Source organism: Nostoc sp. (assembly GCF_036919495.1).
In the GTDB taxonomy this organism is placed as follows: domain Bacteria; phylum Cyanobacteriota; class Cyanobacteriia; order Cyanobacteriales; family Nostocaceae; genus Nostoc.
Window position 1 is genome coordinate 1 of record NZ_JBALBZ010000004.1, and the last position, 24,611, is coordinate 24,611.

At 37.6% G+C, this 24,611-nt stretch carries 17 protein-coding genes and 1 pseudogene; 5 read left to right on the plus strand and 13 right to left on the minus strand.

The features are described from left to right. From V7K25_RS00135 to V7K25_RS00145, 3 genes are all read right to left on the minus strand, one after another. Positions 1-502, minus strand: a 502-nt coding sequence (locus V7K25_RS00135; protein WP_335153979.1) for an integrin alpha, incomplete at its 3' end; no start/stop codon positions are given. A 598-nt stretch (positions 503-1,100) separates the two neighbouring features. Next, entirely contained in the window at positions 1,101-4,736 is a 3,636-nt protein-coding gene (gene nifJ, locus V7K25_RS00140) for a pyruvate:ferredoxin (flavodoxin) oxidoreductase (protein WP_335153981.1), read from the minus strand. A gap of 396 nt (positions 4,737-5,132) precedes the next feature. Next, complete coding sequence (locus V7K25_RS00145; RefSeq protein WP_442948042.1) at positions 5,133-5,333, minus strand: hypothetical protein; 201 nt, start codon at positions 5,331-5,333, stop codon at positions 5,133-5,135. 492 nt (positions 5,334-5,825) lie between these two features. Here V7K25_RS00145 and V7K25_RS00150 point away from each other — a divergent pair, with 492 nt between their 5' ends. Continuing rightward, positions 5,826-6,983, plus strand: a complete 1,158-nt coding sequence (locus tag V7K25_RS00150) for an endo-1,4-beta-xylanase (RefSeq protein ID WP_335153983.1) — start codon at positions 5,826-5,828, stop codon at positions 6,981-6,983. A 218-nt stretch (positions 6,984-7,201) separates the two neighbouring features. On the opposite strand, the gene V7K25_RS00155 is transcribed toward V7K25_RS00150, so the two are convergent. The 10 genes from V7K25_RS00155 to V7K25_RS00200 all read right to left on the minus strand — a co-directional run bounded on the left by V7K25_RS00155 (position 7,202) and on the right by V7K25_RS00200 (position 19,926). Next, positions 7,202-8,026 carry a WecB/TagA/CpsF family glycosyltransferase gene (locus tag V7K25_RS00155; protein WP_335153985.1) on the minus strand — a complete coding sequence of 275 codons (825 nt, stop codon included), beginning with the start codon at positions 8,024-8,026 and terminating at the stop codon, positions 7,202-7,204. Positions 8,027-8,162: 136 nt separating this feature from the next. Next, on the minus strand, positions 8,163-9,314 hold the full coding sequence (locus V7K25_RS00160; protein WP_335153987.1) for a glycosyltransferase: 1,152 nt from the start codon (positions 9,312-9,314) through the stop codon (positions 8,163-8,165). A 339-nt stretch (positions 9,315-9,653) separates the two neighbouring features. After that, positions 9,654-10,541 (minus strand): glycosyltransferase family 2 protein, encoded by an 888-nt coding sequence (locus tag V7K25_RS00165; protein ID WP_335153988.1) that lies wholly within the window; start codon positions 10,539-10,541, stop codon positions 9,654-9,656. 125 nt (positions 10,542-10,666) lie between these two features. After that, positions 10,667-11,683: a hypothetical protein gene (locus V7K25_RS00170; RefSeq protein ID WP_335153990.1), complete on the minus strand. Its 1,017-nt coding sequence runs from the start codon at positions 11,681-11,683 to the stop codon at positions 10,667-10,669. A 24-nt stretch (positions 11,684-11,707) separates the two neighbouring features. Next, on the minus strand, positions 11,708-12,979 hold the full coding sequence (locus V7K25_RS00175; RefSeq protein WP_335153992.1) for a glycosyltransferase family 4 protein: 1,272 nt from the start codon (positions 12,977-12,979) through the stop codon (positions 11,708-11,710). Between the two features lie 26 nt (positions 12,980-13,005). Further along, entirely contained in the window at positions 13,006-14,250 is a 1,245-nt protein-coding gene (locus V7K25_RS00180) for an O-antigen ligase family protein (RefSeq protein ID WP_335153994.1), read from the minus strand. A gap of 47 nt (positions 14,251-14,297) precedes the next feature. Next, on the minus strand, positions 14,298-15,224 hold the full coding sequence (locus V7K25_RS00185) for a glycosyltransferase family 2 protein (protein WP_335153996.1): 927 nt from the start codon (positions 15,222-15,224) through the stop codon (positions 14,298-14,300). Positions 15,225-15,277: 53 nt separating this feature from the next. Further along, positions 15,278-16,600, minus strand: coding sequence for a flippase (locus V7K25_RS00190; RefSeq protein WP_335153998.1), 1,323 nt, complete (start codon positions 16,598-16,600; stop codon positions 15,278-15,280). Next, complete coding sequence (locus V7K25_RS00195; protein WP_335154001.1) at positions 16,590-17,645, minus strand: glycosyltransferase family 2 protein; 1,056 nt, start codon at positions 17,643-17,645, stop codon at positions 16,590-16,592. The genes V7K25_RS00190 and V7K25_RS00195 overlap by 11 nt, the downstream gene beginning before the upstream one ends. 76 nt (positions 17,646-17,721) lie before the next feature. Continuing rightward, complete coding sequence (locus V7K25_RS00200; RefSeq protein ID WP_335154003.1) at positions 17,722-19,926, minus strand: GumC family protein; 2,205 nt, start codon at positions 19,924-19,926, stop codon at positions 17,722-17,724. 1,471 nt (positions 19,927-21,397) lie between these two features. Here V7K25_RS00200 and V7K25_RS00205 point away from each other — a divergent pair. The 4 genes and pseudogenes from V7K25_RS00205 (at position 21,398) to V7K25_RS00215 (ending at position 24,524) form a co-directional block, all read left to right on the plus strand. Beyond that, the gene (locus tag V7K25_RS00205) at positions 21,398-21,790 is read left to right on the plus strand and encodes a hypothetical protein (protein WP_335154005.1); all 393 of its coding nucleotides are present in this window, start codon (positions 21,398-21,400) and stop codon (positions 21,788-21,790) included. A 71-nt stretch (positions 21,791-21,861) separates the two neighbouring features. Then, a complete protein-coding gene (locus V7K25_RS00210) occupies positions 21,862-22,290 on the plus strand; it encodes a bifunctional diaminohydroxyphosphoribosylaminopyrimidine deaminase/5-amino-6-(5-phosphoribosylamino)uracil reductase RibD (RefSeq protein WP_335154007.1) in 429 nt (142 codons plus the stop codon). 359 nt (positions 22,291-22,649) lie between these two features. Next, positions 22,650-22,754 (plus strand): annotated as a pseudogene (locus tag V7K25_RS31520) (DUF3172 domain-containing protein); the annotation flags it as partial. Between the two features lie 750 nt (positions 22,755-23,504). Beyond that, on the plus strand, positions 23,505-24,524 hold the full coding sequence (locus tag V7K25_RS00215) for an RpoD/SigA family RNA polymerase sigma factor (RefSeq protein ID WP_335154009.1): 1,020 nt from the start codon (positions 23,505-23,507) through the stop codon (positions 24,522-24,524). Positions 24,525-24,611: the final 87 nt, after the last annotated feature.

Genomic DNA, 24,611 nt, shown 5'->3' on the forward strand with positions numbered 1-24,611 from the left:
TTATAAAGCCATTAGTGCCATTCAAATCAGAGGGGTTGAGACTGCCGCTACTGCCCAGATTCCTCCCCCCAAATACTACATAGCTTTGCCCAGCAAATTTTTTGCCGTTGGGGGAGGCACCAGATGCCCCAATAATCAGGTCGTCAATGCCATCATTGTTGATGTCCCCTGCATTGCTGACTGAGTTGCCTGAATCGTCATTTGCTGCAATGCCGTTAATTATAAAGCCATTAGTGCCATTCAAATCAGAGGGGTTGAGACTGCCGCTACTGCCCAGATTCCTCCCCCCAAATACTACATAGCTTTGCCCAGCACGAAAGTTGCCGTTGGGGGAGGCACTATATGCCCCAATAATCAGGTCGTCAATGCCATCACCGTTGATGTCCCCCCCATTGCTGACTGAGTTGCCTGACAAGTCACCTGCTGCAATGGCGTTAATTATAAAGCCATTAGTGCCATTCAAATCAGAGACGTTAAGGAAATTGAATAATGAATTAGCCATAATCACCTCTCCCACATGTAGTTATTAAATAGTTATTGACTGCGTAGTTAATATATCAACTCGCAAAAAGATAAATCAAAAGTTTATACAAAACATACCACTTTTTTACAAAGCATTTCAAAAGTAGGTACGTCCTAAATCTCTCTCCTGATCTTATCCATCCCTAGTGAAGAACTCGATTAACGACCCAATACCAATACTAAATAATTCCCGTAGCACCTCGTAGCGCGTCTTGTAGCACAGAGTTGATCTTTGGTGGTTTGATCGGTTGGTGCGATGCCTAACGGCGGGCTACGCCTACGCTAAAGTTATTTCAGAAATATCGTTTCTAGGTAAAACCCGGAAATGCTTTTGGGCGAGGCGGAATCTACATAGTAGGCATTACAGCTATTTTCAGGTAAATAGACCATGCAGTAGGGGCACAGCAATGCTGTGCCCTTACGACAGATATAACTAAAATTAGGGCTAAGGGACTTCCAATAAATAAATTATCCAATCTTGTGGGGTGGGCATCTTGCCCGCCTTTGACTATGGGCGGGCGAGACGCCCACCCCACAATAAATAGTTGTATATTTTTTTATTTGGAAGTCCCTAATCTTCAGAGAATATCGCGTTTTGCCAGATATTGGTACATCTGCCAACGTGTATCTACCTCAGCTTGCGCTTGTTCTAACAAATGCTTGGCTACGTCTGGTTTACTCTTGGTGAGCATTTTGAAACGATTTTCTTGATACATCGAATGTTCTACAGATTGCGTGGGCGATCGCATATCCAATTGCAATGGATTTTTACCCTGTTTGAGTAACTCTGGATTATGCCGATACAGCAACCAACGACCTGATTCTACCAAAGTTTTTTGATGATTCATCCCTGTAGTCATATTAATGCCGTGGGCGATGCAATGGCTGTAAGCAATAATTATTGATGGGCCATCATAAGCTTCTGCTTCCAGAAATGCTTTCAGGGTATGTTCATCTCTAGCACCAAGAGCTACACTCGCTACGTAGACATTTCCGTAGGTCATGGCAATCATCCCTAAGTCTTTCTTCCCTCCTGGCTTACCACTGGCGGCATATTTAGCGACTGCGGCTCGTGGCGTAGCTTTGGAAGATTGACCGCCTGTATTAGAATACACTTCTGTATCCATTATTAAGATGTTCACATTTCGACCACTAGCAATTACATGATCGATGCCGCCAAAGTCAATATCATAAGCCCAACCGTCACCGCCAACAATCCAGACGCTTTTTCTCACCAAATAATCGGCAAGGGATTTTAGATTTTGGATTTTAGATTTTAGATTAGGATCGAAAGTGACGATTTCATCTAACTTCTGCTGCAACAGTTCTATCCTTTCGCGCTGTTCCCAAATGTCAGCCTCAGATTTTTGTTCAGCTTTCAGGATTGACTGAATTAAATCATCAGGAATTATTGATTGGTGAATTTCCTCACTCCCCAACTTTTGCAACAATTCCGCCGCAAATTCAGCTTGTTTGTCGAGGGAAAGGCGGAACCCAAAACCGAATTCAGCGTTATCCTCAAATAGATTATTAGACCATGCGGGGCCTCGTCCTTGGGCGTTGGTTGTCCAAGGTGTTGTGGGGAGATTACCACCATAAATTGAGGAGCAACCTGTAGCATTGGCGATGACGGCGCGATCGCCAAACAATTGTGTTAATAATTTTAAGTAAGGTGTTTCACCACAACCTGCACAAGCACCAGAGAATTCAAATAAAGGTTCTTGCAATTGTTGTTGGCGAATCTGGTTTAATTTTAGCGATCGCCTGTCAGGATTAGGTAAACTCAAAAAGAAATCCCAGTTTTTTCGCTCTTCTTCCCGCAATGGCAACTGCTGTGCCATGTTAATCGCTTTCCGCAATGGCTCAGATTTATCTTTAGCAGGGCAAATATTTACACAAATAGTGCATCCTGTGCAGTCTTCTGGGGCAACTTGAATGGTAAATTTTTGATTGGCAAAGTCTTTATCTTTTGCACCAGTTGACTTGAAGGTTCCTGGTGCATTAACTAACTCATCAGCTTGATAAGCTTTTGCACGAATGGCGCTGTGAGGACAAACCATCACGCACTTACCACATTGAACGCAGACATCCGCTTCCCATACAGGTATCTCTTCGGCAACGTTACGTTTTTCCCACTTGGCAGTACCTACGGGAAAAGTGCCATCAACAGGTAGTGTGCTAACAGGTAAATCATCACCTTCCCACACCATAATTTTACCCAGAACTTCTCGCACAAATTCGGGAGTAGAGACGCGATTAATCGCATCTGTACAAGAGTTTGGAGTAGAGACGCGATTAATCGCGTCTGTGGGGATTGTTTGGGGGACATCTACTTTATGCAAGTTGTCTAAGGTGTTGTCTACAGCTTGCAGGTTCATGCGGACAACTTCTACGCCTTTTTTACCATAGGTTTTTTCAATCGCTTGTTTGATTTTAGCGATCGCTTCTTCCTGTGGCAAGACACCCGCTAAGGCAAAGAAGCATACCTGCATAATAGTGTTAATTCTGCCACCCATACCACTTTCGCGGGCAACCTGGCTAGCATTGATTACATATAACTTCAAATGCTTATCGATAATTTGCTGCTGCACCTTTAGCGGCAGATATTCCCAGACGGTATCTGCATTGTATGGACTGTTAACCAACAAAGTTGCCCCAGGAATAGCAGCCTTCAAAATATCTATGCGTTCTAGAAATCCCCAATGATGACAACCAATAAAGTTGGCTTGGTCAATCAAGTACGTAGAGCGAATTGGTTTTGGCCCGAAGCGTAGGTGAGAGACGGTTATTGATCCAGATTTCTTGGAATCATAGACAAAGTAGCCTTGCGCGTAATTGTCGGTTTCTTCACCAATAATCTTGATTGAGTTTTTGTTAGCCCCAACTGTACCATCAGCACCTAACCCATAAAACATTGCCCTAACAACATTATCCGATTCTGTAGAGAAATTAGGGTCAAAGCTTAGAGAAGTGTAAGTAACATCGTCATTAATACCGATAGTAAAATGCTTCTTCGGCTGGCTTTGCGCGAGATTATCGAAGATACCCTTCACCATCGCCGGAGTAAATTCTTTGGAAGAAAGACCGTAACGACCACCAATGATTTTAGGGTATGAGAAAATATTTTCTCCCCCTGCTCCCCCTGCTCTCTTATCTCCCCAAGCTTCATGAATAGCAGCTACAACATCTAAATACAAAGGCTCACCGGCGCTACCTGCTTCTTTGGTACGGTCGAGAACTGCGATCGCTTGTACACTAGTTGGTAATACTGCAACAAACTTTTGGACATCAAAGGGGCGATAAAGTCGCACTTTCACCACACCAAGTTTTTCACCACGGGCGTTAAGGTAATCTACTGTTTCATGGACGGTTTCACAACCTGAACCCATAAGAACGATAACGCGCGAGGCATCGTTAGCGCCGTAATATTCATAGATTTGATAATGCCTTCCCGTGCGTTCTCCAAATTCATCCATGATGCGCTGGACAATATCTGGACAGGCGTTGTAGTAGGGGTTAGCCCCTTCCCGTCCTTGGAAATAGACATCGGGGTTTTGGGCAGTCCCTCGCAATACTGGACGATCTGGGGTGAGGGCACGGCTGCGGTGGGCGAGTATAAGGTTATCGTGGATTAGCGATCGCAAATCGTCATCTGACAGCAATTTTACTTTCTGCACTTCATGCGATGTGCGGAAGCCGTCAAAGAAATGCATAAAGGAGACTCGTGTCTCTAGGGTAGCTGCATGGGCAATGAGAGCAAAATCTTGACTTTCTTGCACCGAAGCGGAACACAGCAGGGCAAAGCCAGTAGCACGAGCTGCCATTACATCGCTATGATCGCCAAAAATTGATAACGCATGGGTAGCCAAAGAACGGGCGGCAACGTGAACCACAGCGCTAGTCAGTTCACCAGCAATTTTGTAGAAGTTGGGTATCATCAACAATAATCCCTGAGATGCCGTGAAGGTGGTACTCAGGGAACCTGTTTGTAATGCCCCATGCACAGCACCAGCCGCTCCCCCTTCGCTCTGCATCTGCACGACGCTGGGAATAGTACCCCAGAGGTTGGGACGACTTTCTGCTGACCAAGCATCTGCCCATTCACCCATTGCTGAAGAGGGAGTGATAGGATAAATGGCAATCACTTCATTTAATTTGTAAGCAACACGGGCGACAGCCTCATTCCCGTCAATGGTTGCAAAGGTTTTGTTCATAATATGATTTTTGTCCCCGCCTGTAAACTGCATTATCAGAACATGTAAATAGGAAAATTAGAAATAACCAGAGCCAAGTAGACAGTATATTTTGGGCTTTTAAGTTAACTTTAAATAAATACTGTATGTATAAGCATCTCATCCGAAATAGCGCATCTATTAACATGTCTTAACCATGTACTCAATAGCCAAACTATTGATTAGATAAAGCTTTCAGTAAATTTATGATTTTTTATGGGGTATAGGTTCGGGAATCTTATTGTTCACTAAAATCATTTAGCTGAAGTGCGATCGCTAAATGTAGCAATTACTGTAAATGCGTCTGCATCCACAAGCGTTAGTCTTGGTTCATCTGTGGTTAATTATTTTTTCTGTACCTTACCTGTACGGCAACCACTATATACCATCAGTTTTTGGCTCACCATCTTTCATCTCAAAAATACGGTTGTCGTGAGTAACTAGCAAAATTGTACAACCTTGTTCTTTGACCAGCTTTTGCATTATTTCTCCGATATCGCGCCTAGATTTTTGTCGAGGTTTATCTGCTAAGACAATCATAAGATAGCTAACTAATACCAATTTAATATGAAGCTGCACTAAATGAGTAACTCTCTATTCTTGGCGCTCTTCTCTAACGAGACGCTACGCGAAGGCGTACTTGGCGGTTCGTTTAATATTCTGTCTTCATACAGAATTGATATAAGGCACGAGCAATGTCTACGGTGGGCTACGCCTACGCTACTCGTTGCTTTTGCTCGCTATAGACTCCTATTTAATTACGTGAAAAAACTCGCCCTCAACTCGAAAAAGCTGATTTTCTACTCCCTACCTATCGCCCTTGCGCTGCGCTTCTCTGCGAGACGCTTCGCGAACGCGAACGCGAACGCCAACGCGCACCACGCAAAAAAGTTCAGAAATCAAATCGGATTTATAAATATTAAATTAACATCTTTTTTGCTGACATATAAAAGCATAATTGATTGATTTAAATAGAACAAATTAGTGCATGAATCATAACTAAAACTAAAAAATATTAAAGTTTATTTTATAATAGAATAGCCTATGTGTTTTTGTTAAATAAAATAATTTATGTCTTGTCGGAGAAAATTCTTAAAAAGAGCAGGATACACAACCGTTTCGGCGTTATTAGCTACGGGTTTTTTACAAAAATATAAGCAAAAAGAAGACTATAGTACGAATGCTGATAGAGAAAATTATGCAAGCGCAAATGTAACTTCTTCCCTTCGGCAATTAGCTGCCGCCAAAGGAAAGCGTTATGGTGCAGCAATTTCTAGTGATTTTTTGCTAAAAGAGAAAGATTACGCTAACCTGATTGCTCGTGAATGTTCGATTGTGACACCGAATGGTGAATTAAAATGGAACGCCACTGAACCCCAGCCAGGACAATTTACCTTTGAATCAGCAGATGCGATCGCTGATTTCTGCCAAAAACATAATATAGATATGCATGGGCATACCCTTTTCTGGCACATGGGAAAACCAGACTGGCTCCCTTACCCGCCCACTCTTAAAATGATCGAACAGCATGTTAAGGGAGTCATGGGGCATTATCGCAATAGCAAGGTTTTAAAGTCTTGGGATATTGCCAATGAAATTATTGCTGATAATGAAAAAGAAACTGACAATGCTACCTACGGTTTGCGTAAAGGATTAAAACCAGAATTAATTCGGGACTTATTTTTAATTGCGGCTTCAGTTGATAACAGCAAGAAATTTTACCTAAACGATTTCGGCATTGAAGGAGCTACATGGAAATCAGAGCATTTTTTAAAAATGGTCGAATATCTGAAGAATAGTGGCGTTAAAATTGACGGGGCAGGTATCCAATCGCATCTATGGTTTTCTACTGCATATTCTTTTGACGAGAAAGGATTTAATTCCGTTTTAGAACGGCTTAACGATCTTGAAGTGAAACCAATAATTACAGAATTAGATATTATTATTGATGCCCCACTACCCGATAGTATCGAAAAGCTAGACCAGATGGTAGCCGACAGTTACAAGCGATATCTTGACCTGTGCTTTGCGGCTAAAGTTGATACTGTAATTACATGGGGGCTTACCGACCGTCATACCTGGATACGTCATCCCGACTGGATGCCAGGAAAAACTTTTAGGGACAATCCAAATCTCTGGAAATTTCTGCGTCCGCTTCCCTTCGATGAGAACTTTCAACCTAAACCTGCTCACAATGCTATTGCCCAGGCTTTTGAGCAAGCAAGTTAGACTTACTCCACCTAGATGTAAATAGTAGACATCTGGTGAAAATGAATGTAGAGACGTTGTATTGCAACGTCTCTACAAGGGTTTCAGGTAACGCATAATTAATTTGTGGAGATGTCTAGTGCATTTAACTATTATTTTAAGCGAAGTATCTCGCCAGATACTTCGCTATTTACTAGCACGAAACTTAAATCAGGCGTACTCACTAATTAATGGCTCAATCATGCTAGAAATTTAGGAAATTTTGTACTGAGAAATACCAGGATTCTATTCTTTTTTTGTTGACTAGGCATACTCCAAATTTCTCGTAAAAATAATGTGGCTAGAAACCAAGGTTCAAGTAAGTAACGTCTCCAAAGTCTTTTAGGTTCAGACAATAAACGATACAACCATTCCAAGCCCATCTTTCCCATCCAGCGAGGAGGAGTAGGTATTGCTCCTGCTACATAATCAATACAGGCTCCACTAGTCAAAATAGTATTGGTATGAATATGTTCAAGATTTTCGTAAATCCATTGTTCTTGGCGTGGCATACCCATCCCCACCATCAATACATGAGGTTTGTAGGCATTAATTGCAGCCAGAGTAGCAAGATTTTCTTGACTGTCTTTATTCATGTCAATATAGCCATGAGCGCAAGCAATTTGTAACCCAGGAAATTTGCGGCACAAAATACTTGCTCCTTTTTCAGCCACTCCTGGCTTTGAACCTAAATAAAATACACGCCAGCCTTTATCAGCTGCTTCCGCCATCAAAGGCCATACCCAGTCAGCATAAGTTACTCTTTGTTCCCGTTTCATAGGAAAACCTAATAGCTTTCCAATAAACAATAGAGGCATACCATCAATATGGGTATATTTTGCCTTGGCATAAAAAGCTTGCATTTTTGGATCATTATGGAAGAGATAAAGACTATGCATGTTGTGATTAGCAATAATCCATTTTTTATTCTTCTCAATAGATTTTTCAATCAACAAATTTAACTCTGGAATAGAGAGTGCATCTACTCGAACGCCAAGAAAATTATAAGAAAATCGATTTTTCATGACTTAATTTTTATTTGTGAGGTACGAAAGTTTAATTAACAGGCAAGGCAAGTATTTAAAACCTAGTTTCTAGTATATTTAAAGACATAAATATACTAATTATTCTTAGTTAAATATGTTTGGTAAATAAATAAAGCTAAGAATGGCTGACTTCAAGGAGAATTTGCGCGATATTCTGCGCTCTTGCGTTCCAGGAATATTTTTCTGTAATTAAGGTATATGCACTATCTACAAGTGATTGATATTTATCAATATTTGAAGCTGCATCAAGCACTGTGTTAGCAACTTCTTCAGTAGAGTATCCTGTTACTAAAAGATGTTCTAAATGGCGAAATTCTTCTAAACCTCGCAAGCCTTCTGGTGTTGAAACAACTAACTTTCTACTTGCGAAATAATCTAATGCCTTATTGCGAGCGCCACCTGCTACTGCTTGCTTTGAGAATGGTAACAAAGCGATATCTGCATATTTAACATGATTAACAAAAGCCTCTCTTTTAGGCAAAAATCCTAAAAAAGAAATGTTAGAAGGTATTGGCGATAAAATATCATTATTATCTCTACCAATAACAATAAAGTGTACTTTTTTCCCATGAGCTTCAAGATATTTAGCCACCTCAATAGTCATTAATACAGACATATCATTGCTTGGAAACTGAAATGTCTTAGGAGCAATAAGAAGCACTATTTTTGCTGGTCTCAATGCTTGATATGGGTCTTTATCCAGAAATAATTCAGTATTGAGTAAATCTTCAGTTACACCATTACCGATACTATAAATCTGCTGTGGAGTTTTACCATACCACTGGGAAATTAGTTTAGGGATTGCGTCGCCTGCGGCAATAATTGGAATACCAGAGAATATCAAAATTCCCTGAGCAATGTATGTCTTAATACATTGTACAAATTCTTTGAAAGGATTGGCAACTGAAAACAAACGCATCCAGTATTCGTATGCTGAAAATGTATGAAAATCTAATACAAGAGAAGGCTTATAGCCTTTTCTAAATTTCAGTGAAATTAAAGCAGCTAATCCAGGTAATGTTTCCTGAGCATAAATGATATCTGGACGAAACTCATCAATGCACTTTCCTATAGCTTGAATATATGACTTCAGATTTCTTGACCCAATTGAAATAAAAGGTGCATATTTAACAGATGAACAGTCTAATCCTATTTGAAAAACATCAAAATATTTCGTCAAATATTGTCCTAGATAAAAAGGTCTAGTAAAAGCACCAAATGGTTGGCTGGAATCGAGTGTTGAGACAATTAGTAAGCGTTTACCCATAATTAGGATTGCTGATTATTTTAATACTTAACAAGTGGTGGGGTTTAAACCCATAACAAGACAGGCGCAGCAGGATTTGTGTCCTTCGCTGCGGGACGCTTGGCTTGCTTCTCCGTAGAGGTACGATAGGCTTAAAAACTAGGAACCGTTGGGATTAAATCTCCGTTAAAAACGTAATATTGTTAGCGAAGCGGGGCCGCAATAGCGCCCCTTAGAGTTGCCCATTCCGATTAGTTTAATAACTTTATCTTTGAGGCAAAATTCGTCAATTCATTGAGTTTAGATGGTAATGAATTGTGCGAATATTCTTGCAGAATAACTTGAATGCAAGTATGAAGCTTATGAGTGAGTTTGGTTAGTATCCTCAGAAAATGTCGGAGAAGTTGCCAAACTCTTGTAACCAATTATTGCTCTGATATAGGGTAAAAACCAGTAAAATACCCAAAATGATCCAGAGTGTCTGCTACAAAATATAGTCCAGGATTTCAATGGAAATGCTTTAATTTGTAATACCTTTTTCAAGCGTTCTAGTATAGTCAAGTTAGTATCTACCCAACTATTTCGGATAGAATTTTTAGTACAAGTACCAACATATCCAGGAGCTACCCATATTTGACAACCCAATTTACGCGCTCTAAGGGCATAATCTAAATCTCCTAAAGTGTGAACAAAAGCTGTATCAACATTCCCAACCTTTGCGACAACAGTTTTAGGTATTAACACACAATTACCATACATAGCATCGCATTTTTGGATAACCGAACTTGGTTTTAAAAATTCAAACTTATTAGAATACCACTTTTTAGATTTTACTGCTCCTCCATAGGTTGCTTTTCCTGTTATTGGATCTTTAGTTGAACCAACTACAATTGAGTCTGGATAACCTTGTTCAGTCAAATTTTGATGAGTCTGTAATAATCTATTAACAGCATTAGCTTCCAGAAATGTGTCATCATTCAACCACAGATAATAATCATATTGATTTCTTATCGCCTCACTAAAGGCGAGATGCATTCCTCCTACCCAGAATAAATTGCCATTACCCTGAAGAATGTGTACATCTGGATATTCTGCTTTGATAGCTTGTGCAGTGCCATCAGAGCTACCATCATCAGTTAAATAAACATCACAATCATTTGTTTGCTGATATAAAGTGCGTAGACAGGCAAGAGTTGTATTACGCCTATTATGGCAGGTCATAACTACAGCTAAATTTGCTTGTTTCATCTCATTTCCCTCATCCAATTATATAAAAATCTTCAATGCAAATAGTAAATTTATGCGTAACTTTCAGATAATTGTCTTTATCTTCAGAGCACAAAACACTTATTTTTAGTTTTTGTTGATAAGGCTCAAAGTTTGGCCATCTTTTCTATCCAGCCACTCAGGTTAATATCTAAATTAAAATTTTGTAATTTTTTTTCCATTCTTCTGACTATCAGCATATATCGATGCAAAACTGATACACGAGGCATACTAAGTCTGAGAACCTCTTGACACAACCATCGATATTTCTCTGAATTGTTATTAAGTTTTTTCAATTTTTTGATTTGTGCATTCCAATCGTTGTAGAAAAATAAATTGAAATAATGGATAGATGTAATATCATCCCAATGTTTAATTTGTACTTGTTTTGACAAACGGTTATGTAAAGGTAATGGATAACTATAATTAGGAGGAAGATGTTCAACCGTTTCTTCTAAGGCACATAAAGTTACAGACAAAACAGACTGTTCAACAAAATAAATACCTTGAGGAGGAGTAATATCCAGCCGCATTACTTTTTCAAAATTCTCTTTCCAAGCTGTAAATATGCCTGCACTCCTTCTCACAACAACCAAACCAGAATTCCAATAGGCTCTGATTCTTTTATTACCAATTGGTGTCTCAACAAAAACCTCATGCTTTACCCCCAGAGCTTCATATAGTTTTTGCCAGTACCATTCTTGAGGGTCTTGCAGTCCTGTAGAACCGATTCCTTGACCATACTCAGGACGCATTCTTACGTTACAATTTATTGGCAATAAAAATTCTTTTGGTTCACAAAAAAAGCATTTGTCACTATCTAAAAAAACTAATATTTCCGCATCGATATTTTGTTCGGCATAGGCACAAACTAGAGGTTTATTAGCTAAATAATATTCATGAAATTCTCGATTTATAGGAAGCTGTTGATGAATCACCTGCAATGCTTCAAAGGCTTGCTGGGTTTGCTTTGATATCGGTTCACCTACTCTAGGATGAAAACTATATATAGGTGTATTTTTCAATTTGCCGCAGAACTTACGAATACTTTCTGCAAGCATCAAAGATTGAGCTTCTAAACGCCCTGGTTCTGTACAAATTATAAAAGCTATAGGTATTGACATACTATGAAGTATTTGTTTACTAAGTTAATTACTGAATGAAGATTTATTTGTGCTCATCAATATTTCCTGGAACAAAGCTGAATAACGACGTGCTTGGAGTTCCAGACTGAAATCTTGTTGCGCTTTTTCACGAGCATAAAATGACAGCTTTTGTAGCCTCTGTTCATCTTCAAGTACCCAGGTAATTCCTTTGGCAAAATCTTCAACTTCATAAGGTTTAGCCAAATAGCCGTTTTGCTGATGATCAACAATATCTTTTAAGCCAGTAGAATTAAATGCCACAACTGGAGTGCCACAACTGAATGATTCAGAAGCTGCCTGCCCAAAAGATTCTTGAAGAGACGGTACAAGCATGACATCAGCTGCTGAGTAAACAGTTGCTAAAGATATATCATCATGTAAGTGTCCCAAATAGCGTGTTCTACAGCCTAAATCAGGTGGATTTTCAGGTTGAGATGCGCCAAAAACTACTACTTCTATGTTATCCTTCCAACCAGATTTACTCAATTCTTGTAGAGCTGGCTGTAATAAATGAAATCCTTTATTTCTATCACTTGTTGCCTCTATCGCTCCAAAGAGAATCAGCTTCTTATCTTGAGGTAACTTGAGTATTTCTCGTGCAAAATGTTTATTAATAGGTCGATATTTTTGAATATCTAGCCCGTGGGGAATTACCTCGATTCGCAAATCTTGGAATAAAGAACTAGAACGAGCGCACTGTGCTAACCAAGAGCTTGGTGAAACCAAAGTTAAATTAAGATTTTTCCAGGCTTTTACTTTGCGCTGCCATGCCCAACGGGATAAATCCCATTCATTACCACTGTTGAGTTGAGGACAAGCTCCACAGGATACTTTGTAGCGATCGCATTCTCCAGTAACGTGACACCCTCCAGTAAACCCCCACATATCATGGAGAGTCCAAACTAGAGGACGCTTCAGTTTAGGGAATGTTTCTATTTGCATAAAAGCTGCGCTAATCCAATGTAAATTTATTATGTCTGGATTAATCTGAGCAACTTTAGGAATAATTCTATCTGGCAGCCATTGAATAAAAAATGGAGTATTTTTCTTTTGACGATAAAGCTTTAACGGTAGACTTTCAAATGTCAACTTTGCTTTAGCAATGCCTTGAAATAATCTAGTCTTAGGTGCAATTACTGTTTTATCATTACTAGATTTTTCCTGGACTAGCATTTGTGACTGTAGTCCTATATCTTGCAAACCTGTGTGCAAACGATATGCAGCTCTTGCTGCACCCCCATCAATATCATGGGTACTAAGATGTAAAATTTTCATTTTTATTAGCTTCGTAATTACTAAAATTATTTCTGACTGCTATAAAAGCTATCCATATAGTTCTGGTGATAATTTCGCTGATAATCAAGAGTCAAAGAGAACGAAGTTGTAATATACATCAACCAATTCCAACTGGGAGTTAATAATCTTGCTTCGGAAAAATTAATGATGACTATGATAATTAGCATCTGCATTGGCCAATAATCTTCCGGTTTTTTGGCTACATAAATAATTCGATTCATAGCCATCACAAAAAAGCGAATAAACCCGGCGGCAAAAGTCAAAAAACCTAATAATCCTAATTCTAATAAGAGTTCTAAAAAGCCGTTATGAGCATTACTTGCCCATTCATAAGTAGCTCTCAGATTAGATGCAGCATTACTAGTCCAAAATGCAGAATATCCATAACCTAGCCAAGGTCTTTCCAAAATCTTGGATATCACTAGCTCCCAGAGATCAGAGCGTCCATTGAAGGTAAGGTCTTTACCAGAAGTACCAACTAGAGTTTCGGCGTTATTGACAAGCAATATTGAAAAAATAATCAATAGCATTAAAGCAGAAGTAATCATAACAACTTGTAATTTATAATTAGTTTTTTTAAAAAATTTGTAAAAAGGTAAAAGTAATATCATTGTTAATAAGATCGTTAAAGATGTTGTTGAATGTGAAAGGATAATTAGACATATAGATATCCCACATAGTGCCCACATCAACCAGCGATATCGATGACTACTAAGAGCAAGGTGCAAAAAAACTCCTGCACTCCAAGCCATCATGTATCCTAATTCATTTTTATGGCCATAGATTCCGCTCCACATATTTAGTAACTCAGGTGATTTATGACTGTAATCTGGTAAGAATGCAGAAAATAGCATAGATAATAGTGCGGCTGTACCAAGTGCCCAAGCTATTAACCTCAGTTGTTCCTTTAGGGAATAACGCATTGCTAAATAGATTGCAAGAAAATATATTCTGATTAGACCCCTCATATAAGTAAGACTAGAACTTAAGTCTTCTGACCACAAAAGAGAAAATATAATTATTGCTAGTAAAACAAACTGTAATGGGCTTCTAGTAGCTACATACAAAAAACCTTTCCAGTATAAAAGTAGAAAATAAAATAGAATTAAATATGAAACTATATTGAAAACAGTATCTAGCTTGTCACCACCAAGGGTAGATATAGAAATTTCTTGTGCAGGGTGTATTGTTAATGCCCCTACAGCAATAAGTAATAAGAAAATAGTTAATATTTTTTCTGTTGATTTCACTTTAATCTCTAACATTTATTTCATTAATACATTTACTAAAAATATCGCTATCTTTTTAAGGTTGAGTAATTTATTTTCTTTTTTAATTCTTCTTTAAAAATATCCAGTACAGTAGCTCTATAAACTGTTTTTTGGGTAAAATTATCTGCCTCTATATTCCTCACGATAAATGGTGGATGCTTTAAAGGAAATTCCATTGCTTGCATCGACATATTGATGAACGAAAATTCTTGGTTGGAAGTGAAATGAGTTGCGTCCGCACCAGTACCAATATTAGAAACTAAATTAACATTCGGAATAATACTTAAGCTGCCCTGCATCCAGCAAGCAAACGTCCATTGATAATCCCAGGTTATACCTGTAGGATTGTTATAAACAGATTGAAATATTCTTCGCCAATAATTTATTGCTTTTGCATCTGCAAGAATGTCATGTAAAATATTGTCTGCTTGCACCTCTTTCCAGAGTTTGATGGTTAAATCATAATGTTGCCAAGCACGTCTCCAACTTGCCCAACCCCAGCAGTGGCTGTAACGAGAAAAATAATAACTGTAATTTGTGCGCTTTCGTCCAAATTGAAGATTTTGAGCAGAGATTGTGGCAATTCTGGTATCGTTTCTATATTTTTCTAGCAGTTCTTCACTATATCTAAAAAAACTTGAGTGAGGAATACAATCATCTTCTAAAATAATTGTCTCTTCAACATTATTAAATACCCAATCTAAACCACTAGATACTCGTTTCGCACAACCTAAGTTGATATCAGAATAATTTTTGATAACTTCACAGTCCCAATCAACTCTTTCAATAATTGCCCGAGTTGCTTCACACTTTTCTGCCTCACCTTCGCGATCTGTGCGGGCGCCATCTGCAATTACAAAAAGTTTGGTTGGTTTGGCTTGGCGAATAGCTTCAAAAACTTTCTCTGTTGTTTGTGGTCGCTTAAAAATAATAAAAGTTATTGGTGTTTGCATTTTTGATTAACTTGGCTAATGTCTTAAGAAAGGCGAAAATTAGATAAAAGGGATTAATTTTTATAAAAAAGGAGAAGCGATCGCACCTGAATTTTAAATATATTTTGTGTTCTACTATCAAATGCATTGCACACAAAAGTAGAAGCAGCTTGAGATATTATTGTTGCGATCGCAGCTCCAAAACCTGCATATTTTGGAATAAGTAATAAATTAAGAATGATATTGAGTAGTGCTCCAAATAAAGTCTTACCTAAAGAAACGTGGTTCAAACCCTCAGCAATAAACCACGGTGATGTTGCAAGACCCATAAATACAAATAAAGAAGTCCAAATATGGATTGCTAGTATTGGCCCCGCTTCCGCATATCCACTTCCAAACATCACCATAATTATCTTGTCGGATAGGAATGTCATTGGCAGAGCAATTGCAATAGATATACATGCAAGGAGACGAAGTAATTGTCCTATTCGTTGATAATAAAGACTTTCTGATTTTTCCTTGGCTGCATAAATTGAAGGAGCAACAGAAGAAACAATAGCCCCTGGAATAAAATACCAAATTTCTGAGATACGGACAGCAGCAGAATAAATCCCAACCTCAGTATTTCCGATCATTTGACCTAACATCACCTGATCTATTTTCATATAGATCAGAATAGCAAACCCCGAAAAAATTAGAGGTAAGCTTTCTTTTAGAAGACTTCTAGCAGCAGAAAAACTCCAACGCCATAACAACAACGATGACCCTTTGACTTGGTAAATAATCAGTAAGCCAATTGCACTCATCGCAAATTCTGCTAATGTTACCCAAGCAAAAGCTAACAGTGGTGCTTTTGTTAAAATTAGGGCGATTTTGATGACACTATTTAGCAGAAATGCTGTGTTTTTAGCGATCACAGCGTATTTTGACTGCACCTGTGATTGAAACCATACTTCAATAGTATCAGTTGCTCTAAAAATTCCTGCCATTCCTAAGATTGCAACTAGCCATATCTTCAGTGTTTCATCCTCACCTAAGAGAAACATAGTGCTAACTGCAAATAACACAGAAGCAATTCCACCCAGCAATTTTAGCCAAAAAGTAGTTCCTAAAATTTCCTCTTTGTTTGATGATTGACGGACAATATGGCGAACTACTATGTCATCTAGTCCTAGAGTAAAAATCGGGCTAAACAAGCTAACAAAAGCTAAAGCATAGTTAAAGAGACCATACTGCTGTACTCCTAAGTAGCGTGCTACCCATACTCCAACGACCAAACTTGCACCCATACGTAGAATGCGGTCAGCAAATAACCAACCTGTATTGCTAATAATTGCGTGCAATTTAGAACGAGATTTAAATTTTGATAAATGTTTAATTTTTAATTTACTTAGCATGAGTTTTATAAAATAATAATGTAATATTTTGTATCCCTATCAGTATCGTATGTTTTTTTATTTTGTCAGCTAAAGAATAACTTACATTATTTATCAAAACATTTTTTTTTGATTTTCCAGTTATTAAAGTTTTTAATAAATAGCTAAACAAGAAAATCATGCCCTTTAATTTCCAAAAAAAACTATGCTCAAACAAAAATATAATTTTTAAATATGAAATAAAATCTTCATGTTTTGGAAAAGGGATTGTTTTTAACTCCTTGAGAGATGTGAGAGCTAAGAAAAACGGTGAACTCAAATTATTTTTTTGCAGAATGTAATTAAATAGAGAATTGCGTTTCCATAATCTCTTGTATTCATAGTTCTTATCTATGTCTAAAAATTTATTATTATAATATTGATTATTTAGATGTATTCTATACCTGACTAAAGGTTTAGACATATAAAACTTTTTAGCCCCTACTAAAGAAGCTCCCCATATTAGACAGTCGTCAGCCCTGACACGCCAATCTTCTATATATGGAATAGGTAAAATTTTTCTGATTATTTCTCTACGTATTGATAATGTTGAAGTCATGGAGCCAATCCATTCACCATTATATAAAGTTCTGATTACTGAATAACCCAAATCTAAATCAACTGCATCAGTTTGAAATATTCCTTCCACTGCTCCAAACTTCTTGTATGCACAAAATATAAAATCACATTCAGTATGTCTAGTATAAAAATTTAGTGCGTTTTCTAAATACTGAGGTTCATAAATATCATCAGCATCTAAAAAAAATATAATTTCTCCGGTTGCAGCTAAAAAACCTTCATTAAAGGATGATAATTGTCCTTGATTTTTTTCTTTAAAGATACATTTAACATTGTCTAATTGAGCAAAGTTAGCGATGACTTCCGCAGAATTATCTGTAGATGCGTCATCAGTAATAATAATTTCATCAAATTTAACCGTTTGATTTAAAGCACTATTAATTGCATCTGAAACAAATTCAGCATAATTGTAGTTATTGATTAAGCAAGTTGTTCTAATCTGATCCATGTAAAAATACCTCCATCATCAGGAATAAGATAGTTTAATTTACTTGCAGCAACGTTCAGTTTTGTAATTTGTCCGATTAACGCTCTTTGGAAAATTTTGTTAAGCTGCTAGATACTAAATCTTGTTGAATTTGTTGTTTTTTGTAGTCATAAAAATAACTATTAGGTTCATTTTTTGTATTCACACCATTGATGACTATCCCTAACACCTTCTGACCTGACTGAGTTAAAAACTCTTTAGCTGAATTCGCACTGTTCAAGTCAACTACTCCAGGACGAACTACTAATAAGATTCCGTCAGTCAGGGTACTTAAAACAGCAGCATCTGCTATTCCTGACAAAGGAGGAGTATCAAAAATTATAAAATCGTAATCTATGCCAAAGTTACTAATTAATGTTGCCATGCGTTGAGAATCTAGCATTGCTACTGGATTAGGAGGCAAAATTCCAGAAGTAAGAACCTCAAGATTAGGCATTACTTCTTGTATTGCTGCATCTAAAGAAACTTGACCAGCAATGGCATTACTTAGCCCTGTTGCATTTGTTAGCCCCCAGATATGATGTTGCATGGGATTACGCATATCTGCATCCACCAACAAGACTCGCCGCCCTGACTGAGCCATAGTCACAGCTAAATTTGCAGATACGTCAGACTTTCCTTCTTTGGCAACGGAACTTGTGATTACAATGCTTTTTAGCGGTTTATCAGAACAGAGAAACTTTAAGTTCACTTGTAGTACCTGGTATGCGTTACCAAGAGGGAAGTAAGGAATATCTCTGCCAATGATTTTAGGAATAGCTCTATCGAGTCCTGCTATAGAAAAATTATCTTTACCATTTCTACCTTGTGTCGGAATCACTCCCAAAACACTGTATTTCATTACTTCTTTGGCTTCTTTGACACTCTTCACCGAGCGGTCTACTAAGTCTAAACCAAAGGCAACAATGATACCTAAGAAAAGACCAATTCCTCCTCCACCAACAATAAACAGAACTTTGCGAGGCCCTTCTGCCTTCTCGGGGGTTAAAGCATAGGAAATGACACGAGCGTTAGGAATCTTTTGGTTCTGTGCAATATCAATTTCTTGACGTTTCTTTAAGAGTGTTTCGTAAGTTGTTTGAGCTGCTTGTAGCTTCCGTTCTAGCTCTCGTTGAGTCTGTTCTAGCTTTGGCAAATTATTTGCTCGTTTGATATAGGCCTCTTGCTGTCGCAAAAGTGTGGCAATTTGTCTTTCTAGACCGACGCGTTCTGCCTGAGCACGAGTAATATCTGCTATTAGGCTTTGGCGCAGTTGTCCAACCTGTAAACTTCCTTCTGTTATCTGCGCTGTACCAGCGAATTGTCCTATCCGCTCTTTTAGCAAGCTCTGAAGAGCTACGACTTTTTCTTGTAAGTTAATAATTATAGGGTGTTCAGGTGAAAAACGTGTACGTTCTAGTGCTAGTTGACTTTCTGTTTCTTGAAGTTGAGCAAGCACTTTCTGAACTCCAGGTGCTTGAGTTAATTCAGATGCGATTACACCTTGCTGTGGATCAATCTTAGCTTCACTGCGTAACTGTTCTAAACGACCTTTAACATCATCTAATTGAGCTAAAGCTTGAGAAATTTGGTTTCCTAACTTGGAAATCGTATCAACTGCTGCGCTTGCTTCTTGTCCTAAGACAACAACTTTATTCTCTTCTTTAAATAGCCGCAGTTTTGATTCGGCTCTTCTGACAATTTCCTCAGCCTTGGGTACTTCCGTTACGAGAACTCCTTTGGCTATCAGTGCTTCATTCTGATTAGCTTTGATATTTAGCTCTATATAACTGTCGATAACTTTATTGACGATTTTGGCAGTTAGTTCAGGATTGCCACCTTTATAAGAGATTTGTACAACATCAGTGCCTTTAATTCCTTCTATCTTTAGTTGTTTTGCTAAATCGGGAATCGAGAGCAGTTTGCCTTTGCTATCTTTGAGGCTGAGGGAATTAATTGTTTTCTCAATGACTGGATTTGAGCCAATAACTCTCACCTGAGTTTCCAGGGGATTGTCGTTGACATTTAAAGCTTCCAAGCGTCCTATGTCTTCTGATAACCCTGTGAGTGAGGAAGAGCGATTGGTCTTAATCATCAAACTTCCTTCTGCTTTGTATGAGGGTTTTAGTGAAAATGCATACAAGCATCCAAGGGTAACAGCTATGCCAAAAATACCGACTAGAGGTAGCCAACGCCGTTGGATAACTTCTAAGTATTTCTGAATATTTACTTCTTCAACGTGTGGTAAAGATTCCATCGTCATAATATATACAAATTTTATAAATAGCTTGATTTACTTACAGGAGAGATTTCTCAGCATTTTACCGATACTAGCACTGGAGTCTACTTTGCTATGGTAATATCTGCGTTGATTGTCAGCTAATACCTTTTTATTGAGGTTGTTTAAGAGCTGAAGTAAATTAGTAAACATCTTGAACTAGCAGTAAGTGGCTTCCACTTCTGCACAAAAGAGTAAATAGTACATAATTTTGATTATTTGTAATTACGAACCCACTTTCATTACAATTCAAACTCCTTTTCAGAAATATGCAAATATCAAGTTGATTGATAAACCTAGAGTAAAAAGACTAATTGCCGATTTAAGTTAGCGTTGTGTTACTGCTGATGAAATTATTAATTAATCATCTAGTAATCAACATCATATTCTGTCAAAACACTGATTTGGAGAACTTTACAAAATATTCATACAAATGCTAGTATATTAGCTACCTTTTTGCTGATTATAAAAAGACAAGAAAAACTAATTGTTTAAGGGTAAGCAATAAAATAACTGTGCTAGCGTACAAGCAATGGAACGACTTTATCAGTTATCAGTTACCAGTTTTGTTTTAATGAAAGGGTTTAAATCCTCTACCATACGCCTATTAACTGTTTAGTATTAATTGTTCACTGGTTTAAAGGTAGGCTTCAGACAGTCATAAGAGACGCCTAGAAAGACTGGATGGATTATTTACCTGATCTGCTGCTGCTTAAAAGCTCTGAACAATAATTAGTTTTTGCTTAGAATAATGGTCAATCTTGAGGACGATACGGGACTGACATAATAAATTTATGTGATTTGAGTATCAAACTTGTAAAGACTCACTACCAGTTTAATTTGCCCAGACTGGTGAAAGACTTCTTAATATATGGAAATGACAGCACATTGTCCGCTCTTGAGTTTATATCCCGTATTTTAGGTTTACCCAAAACTTGCGATCGCCTTGTTTGTATTCTGCAATAGACACAAAATACTCTTCCAAGGTTTATCTAACAATATATATGTTGTCTTATCTGTGTAACTCTATAGTAACACGTATAAGAGATAAACGGCTAGTAACTAACGTTTGCAGAATAAAATTGAACTATATGAAGAAAGATAAACTCCGTTAAAATCTTATTCACTGATGCTTTATGCCAAGAATAAAGTTTTACGCTAACTTACTTATTAATACGGCTAAAAGAATATGAGTTAGTACAGTTGTAGCAGAAAGCATAGAACAGACAAGTCTCAAATTTCGACATGGTTAGAGTATGGATTGCTCAACTGCCTCCTTTTAGACAAAAGTCTACATCAGACTAAATAAACTTCATTATGTTTTTTATGAAGTTTAGCTAAAGTTCTTACTACCTGTATTAACCTGAAGTATTAAAACTAGGCTGCTATTTTTTGCTTTCAGTATCTAGGCAATTTTAATTATTAAACTAACATTAAATGTAAAGAGTATTGAATTATGAAATTATCTTCTATTACCTTAGTGATTGTGATTAGTGTACTCGCTCTCCCCCAGAGTGTCTATGCTAACCAAGAAAATGTTCCCATGATAACAGGCGATTACAATCAAGCTGGAGTTTTATTGACGGAACCAGCCACGATTAACACTACATGGAGTAATTTTACCCGACAGACCAATAATCCCAAAGAAACTCCTGAATCAATTTTGCTAGTGCAGGAGGGAGGATGCAAAAAAATTAACCCGCTTGAGTTCATCAATGACCCAGGTGCTTTCTTTAAACAATGTCAAAAACCAAGAAATGCCCAAACTTCTCAAAGTACTGAGCCAATTGAGTATTTCAAGGTTCCTAAACTGGATTCTGGTATTAGGGTGACAGTTACTAAGTTTTGATATAAAACTTTTTTAGCAAGAGATAACTAATTATTGGTAGTGTAATTTATTTAGATAATTTACGTTAAAATATGGATGAAATATTTATGCTGGCTGCTTTAGCTCAAAGCCGAAAAGCTTTGCCGGAATGTTTGCCGAACCCACCAGTCGGCTGTGTAATCATAGATGCCCAAGAGATAGTAGCCAAAGGATATACGCAAGCGCCCGGAAAACATCATGCTGAGGCTGACGCACTTAACCAAATTCAAGGCAAAGCTTTCAACTTCTTGAAAATGTATGTAACTCTTGAACCTTGTTCTTTTCATGGACGCACACCCGCCTGTGCTTTAGCGATCGCTAAAGATCGTCGTATACATGAAATATATGTATCTATAATTGATCCAGACTCCCGTAATAATGGTCAAGGATTGGATATTCTCATAAAAGCAGGAAAGATAGTTAATGTTGGGCTATGTGCCAATGAGGTGAATGCTTTTCTTAACCAATATTTAATAAAATGATAGTTAAAAAGTTAGGTTAAAATTGCAAGATATTACCATTTTCTAAAAATCTTTGCAATAAGTTAATCAGATGTGTCGATTCACAACTGTGCTTTTGTATCAACTTAAGGTGAAAACTAGTAAGTGTGGAAGCTTTAAGATATCCTATTGTTAAGGATTTCAGATAATTTCTGCATTTTTGGAGAAGTCGGGAATCTTGTTATTGAAATTATGCTGTATAGGAATTAAGCACCCCGAAACGTAAGTCTTTTCGCTTTGATAGGATAATTACCTGCGATCGCGGGTGTTACTGTCTTGCCAAGTATAATCCTTGGTGTTAATGTGGCCAATATTACTACTTTTAGTCAAAAAATGTCGCCAAGAGTAATTACATTGATAATACGGCACCTAATACAGATGTCTGCGTTCAGTATGACACAAGCGCTATCATAGATACCTGCGTCTTTGCCGTCTTAAATCCCTAATTACAAGTATTTAACTGGACTTTCAACAAGCAAGGCAGTTATGCTGTTTTGGTGGAAGTAAAAGGGAAAAGGATTTGGCTTGTTTATTTCCTTTGTAGCGGTTGGAGCACCGCCAGTTGAACTGCTTCTAAGAAAGCTGTTCTTAAGTAGAGGAAGCTAGATAAGTGCTTTTTGGATGGCTAACGTTTTACGTAACCGACTTGATATGATTGGATTATTTAGTAAAAAAGTAAAAAATTAGGCATAATAAATGGGCATTTTAGGTTTAATAAGTTGTTATTCAATAAAATTAAAATCTAACCTAAATAGTAGTGATAAAAATAAATTTTTAATTTGTGGTCTAATAATTTTAAATTACGACTAGTGGAGGTATTTTGTGTTATTAAGTTCTTTTTTACAATAAAATGATTTTTGGGGCAATGTTTAATTTACTCATAAAGTATATTAGATAAGTAAATCAATAATAATTATGTTTCACAGATATGCAAATATCAATAAAAAACAGTGTAATTGGTTTAAAAGATATGGTGATGATACTTGAGGTAATTGATTTGTCACTACTGATGATGTTATTATTAGGGAGTGGGTTGATTTTGGGTTTATTATCTCCAAGAATTGACTTGTAATGTATCATAGACCAGAATTCATCAGTATTGCCAATTGATTGATTAGCAATGTGAAATGGCTATGGGTCTGAATATCTAGACTTGATACCAATAAATTGATGAGGTTACAGAGGAGCAAATAACCATGAGCAACTTAACATCTCCACCTACCGAAGTTCAAAAAACGAAGAAAAAAAGTTTAGCCGCAGATAAAAAACCTCGAGCTACAGATGATATTGTGCGTAGTTATCTGCAAGAAATCGGGCGTGTAGATTTGTTGACTCGTGAACAAGAGGTTATTTTTGCTGAACAAGTGCAGCAGATGATGAATTTACTAGCTGCTAAAGAAGAATTGGCTGTGAAATTAAATCACGAACCCACGCTACAAGAATGGGCAGATCGCGTGGAGTTAAGTGTTGAGGTGGTAGAGCAACAGCTAAATTTAGGACATCAAGCCAAGCAGAAAATGATTCAGGCTAATCTCAGGTTAGTGGTAGCAGTGGCGAAGAAATACCAGCACCGCAACCTGGAATTTATGGATTTAATTCAAGAAGGTACTTTGGGTTTAGAGCGAGGAGTGGATAAATTTGATCCTGCTCTTGGTTATAAGTTTTCTACCTACGCTTACTGGTGGATTCGTCAAGGAATTACAAGAGCGATCGCTCAACAAGGACGGACAATTCGTTTACCTATTCACGTCTTTGAGAAACTGAACAAAATTAAACGGGTGCAGCGAGAATTATCTCAACAGTTAGGTCGCGTTCCTACTACTGCTGAAATTGCCACCGCATTATCTTTAACACCTAGCCAAGTTAGAGAGTGTTTGTACTTGGCGCGTCAACCTTTCTCCTTAGAGGCGCGAGTTGGTGAACAACAAGATACAGAATTGCAGGACATACTGGAGGATGATGGCCCTTCTCCCGAAGACTATGCTGTTGAAGAATCTTTGCACCAAGATTTACAAGACTTGTTGGCAAAGCTGTCTCCTCAGCAGCGAGAAATATTAACCTTGCGCTTTGGTCTGACTGATGGATATGAACTTTCTTTAGCACAAATTGGCGATCGCATGGGTATTAGTCGAGAACGGGTACGTCAGATAGAGCAAAAAGCCCTTAGCCTCCTACGACGGCAAAAAGAACAAGTACGTAGTTATCTAGCAAGCTGAGATTATTTTTTTATAATAATGTAGAGCATTTAAACTCAGGAAGTCACCATTATGACTGAATAAAACTCAGTCATCTTGGGAGAAAAT

Bases quoted from the DNA above. Each gene is read 5' to 3' on its own strand.
- V7K25_RS00215 (WP_335154009.1), top strand. From the start codon at position 23,505: ATGAGCAACTTAACATCTCCACCTACCGAAGTTCAAAAAACGAAGAAA.
- V7K25_RS00175 (WP_335153992.1), bottom strand. From the start codon at position 12,979: ATGAAAATTTTACATCTTAGTACCCATGATATTGATGGGGGTGCAGCA.
- V7K25_RS00195 (WP_335154001.1), bottom strand. From the start codon at position 17,645: ATGGATCAGATTAGAACAACTTGCTTAATCAATAACTACAATTATGCT.
- V7K25_RS00155 (WP_335153985.1), bottom strand. From the start codon at position 8,026: ATGAAAAATCGATTTTCTTATAATTTTCTTGGCGTTCGAGTAGATGCA.
- V7K25_RS00165 (WP_335153988.1), bottom strand. From the start codon at position 10,541: ATGAAACAAGCAAATTTAGCTGTAGTTATGACCTGCCATAATAGGCGT.
- V7K25_RS00190 (WP_335153998.1), bottom strand. From the start codon at position 16,600: ATGCTAAGTAAATTAAAAATTAAACATTTATCAAAATTTAAATCTCGT.
- V7K25_RS00210 (WP_335154007.1), top strand. From the start codon at position 21,862: ATGGATGAAATATTTATGCTGGCTGCTTTAGCTCAAAGCCGAAAAGCT.
- V7K25_RS00170 (WP_335153990.1), bottom strand. From the start codon at position 11,683: ATGTCAATACCTATAGCTTTTATAATTTGTACAGAACCAGGGCGTTTA.
- nifJ (WP_335153981.1), bottom strand. From the start codon at position 4,736: ATGAACAAAACCTTTGCAACCATTGACGGGAATGAGGCTGTCGCCCGT.
- V7K25_RS00160 (WP_335153987.1), bottom strand. From the start codon at position 9,314: ATGGGTAAACGCTTACTAATTGTCTCAACACTCGATTCCAGCCAACCA.
- V7K25_RS00150 (WP_335153983.1), top strand. From the start codon at position 5,826: ATGTCTTGTCGGAGAAAATTCTTAAAAAGAGCAGGATACACAACCGTT.
- V7K25_RS00185 (WP_335153996.1), bottom strand. From the start codon at position 15,224: ATGCAAACACCAATAACTTTTATTATTTTTAAGCGACCACAAACAACA.
- V7K25_RS00205 (WP_335154005.1), top strand. From the start codon at position 21,398: ATGAAATTATCTTCTATTACCTTAGTGATTGTGATTAGTGTACTCGCT.
- V7K25_RS00200 (WP_335154003.1), bottom strand. From the start codon at position 19,926: ATGACGATGGAATCTTTACCACACGTTGAAGAAGTAAATATTCAGAAA.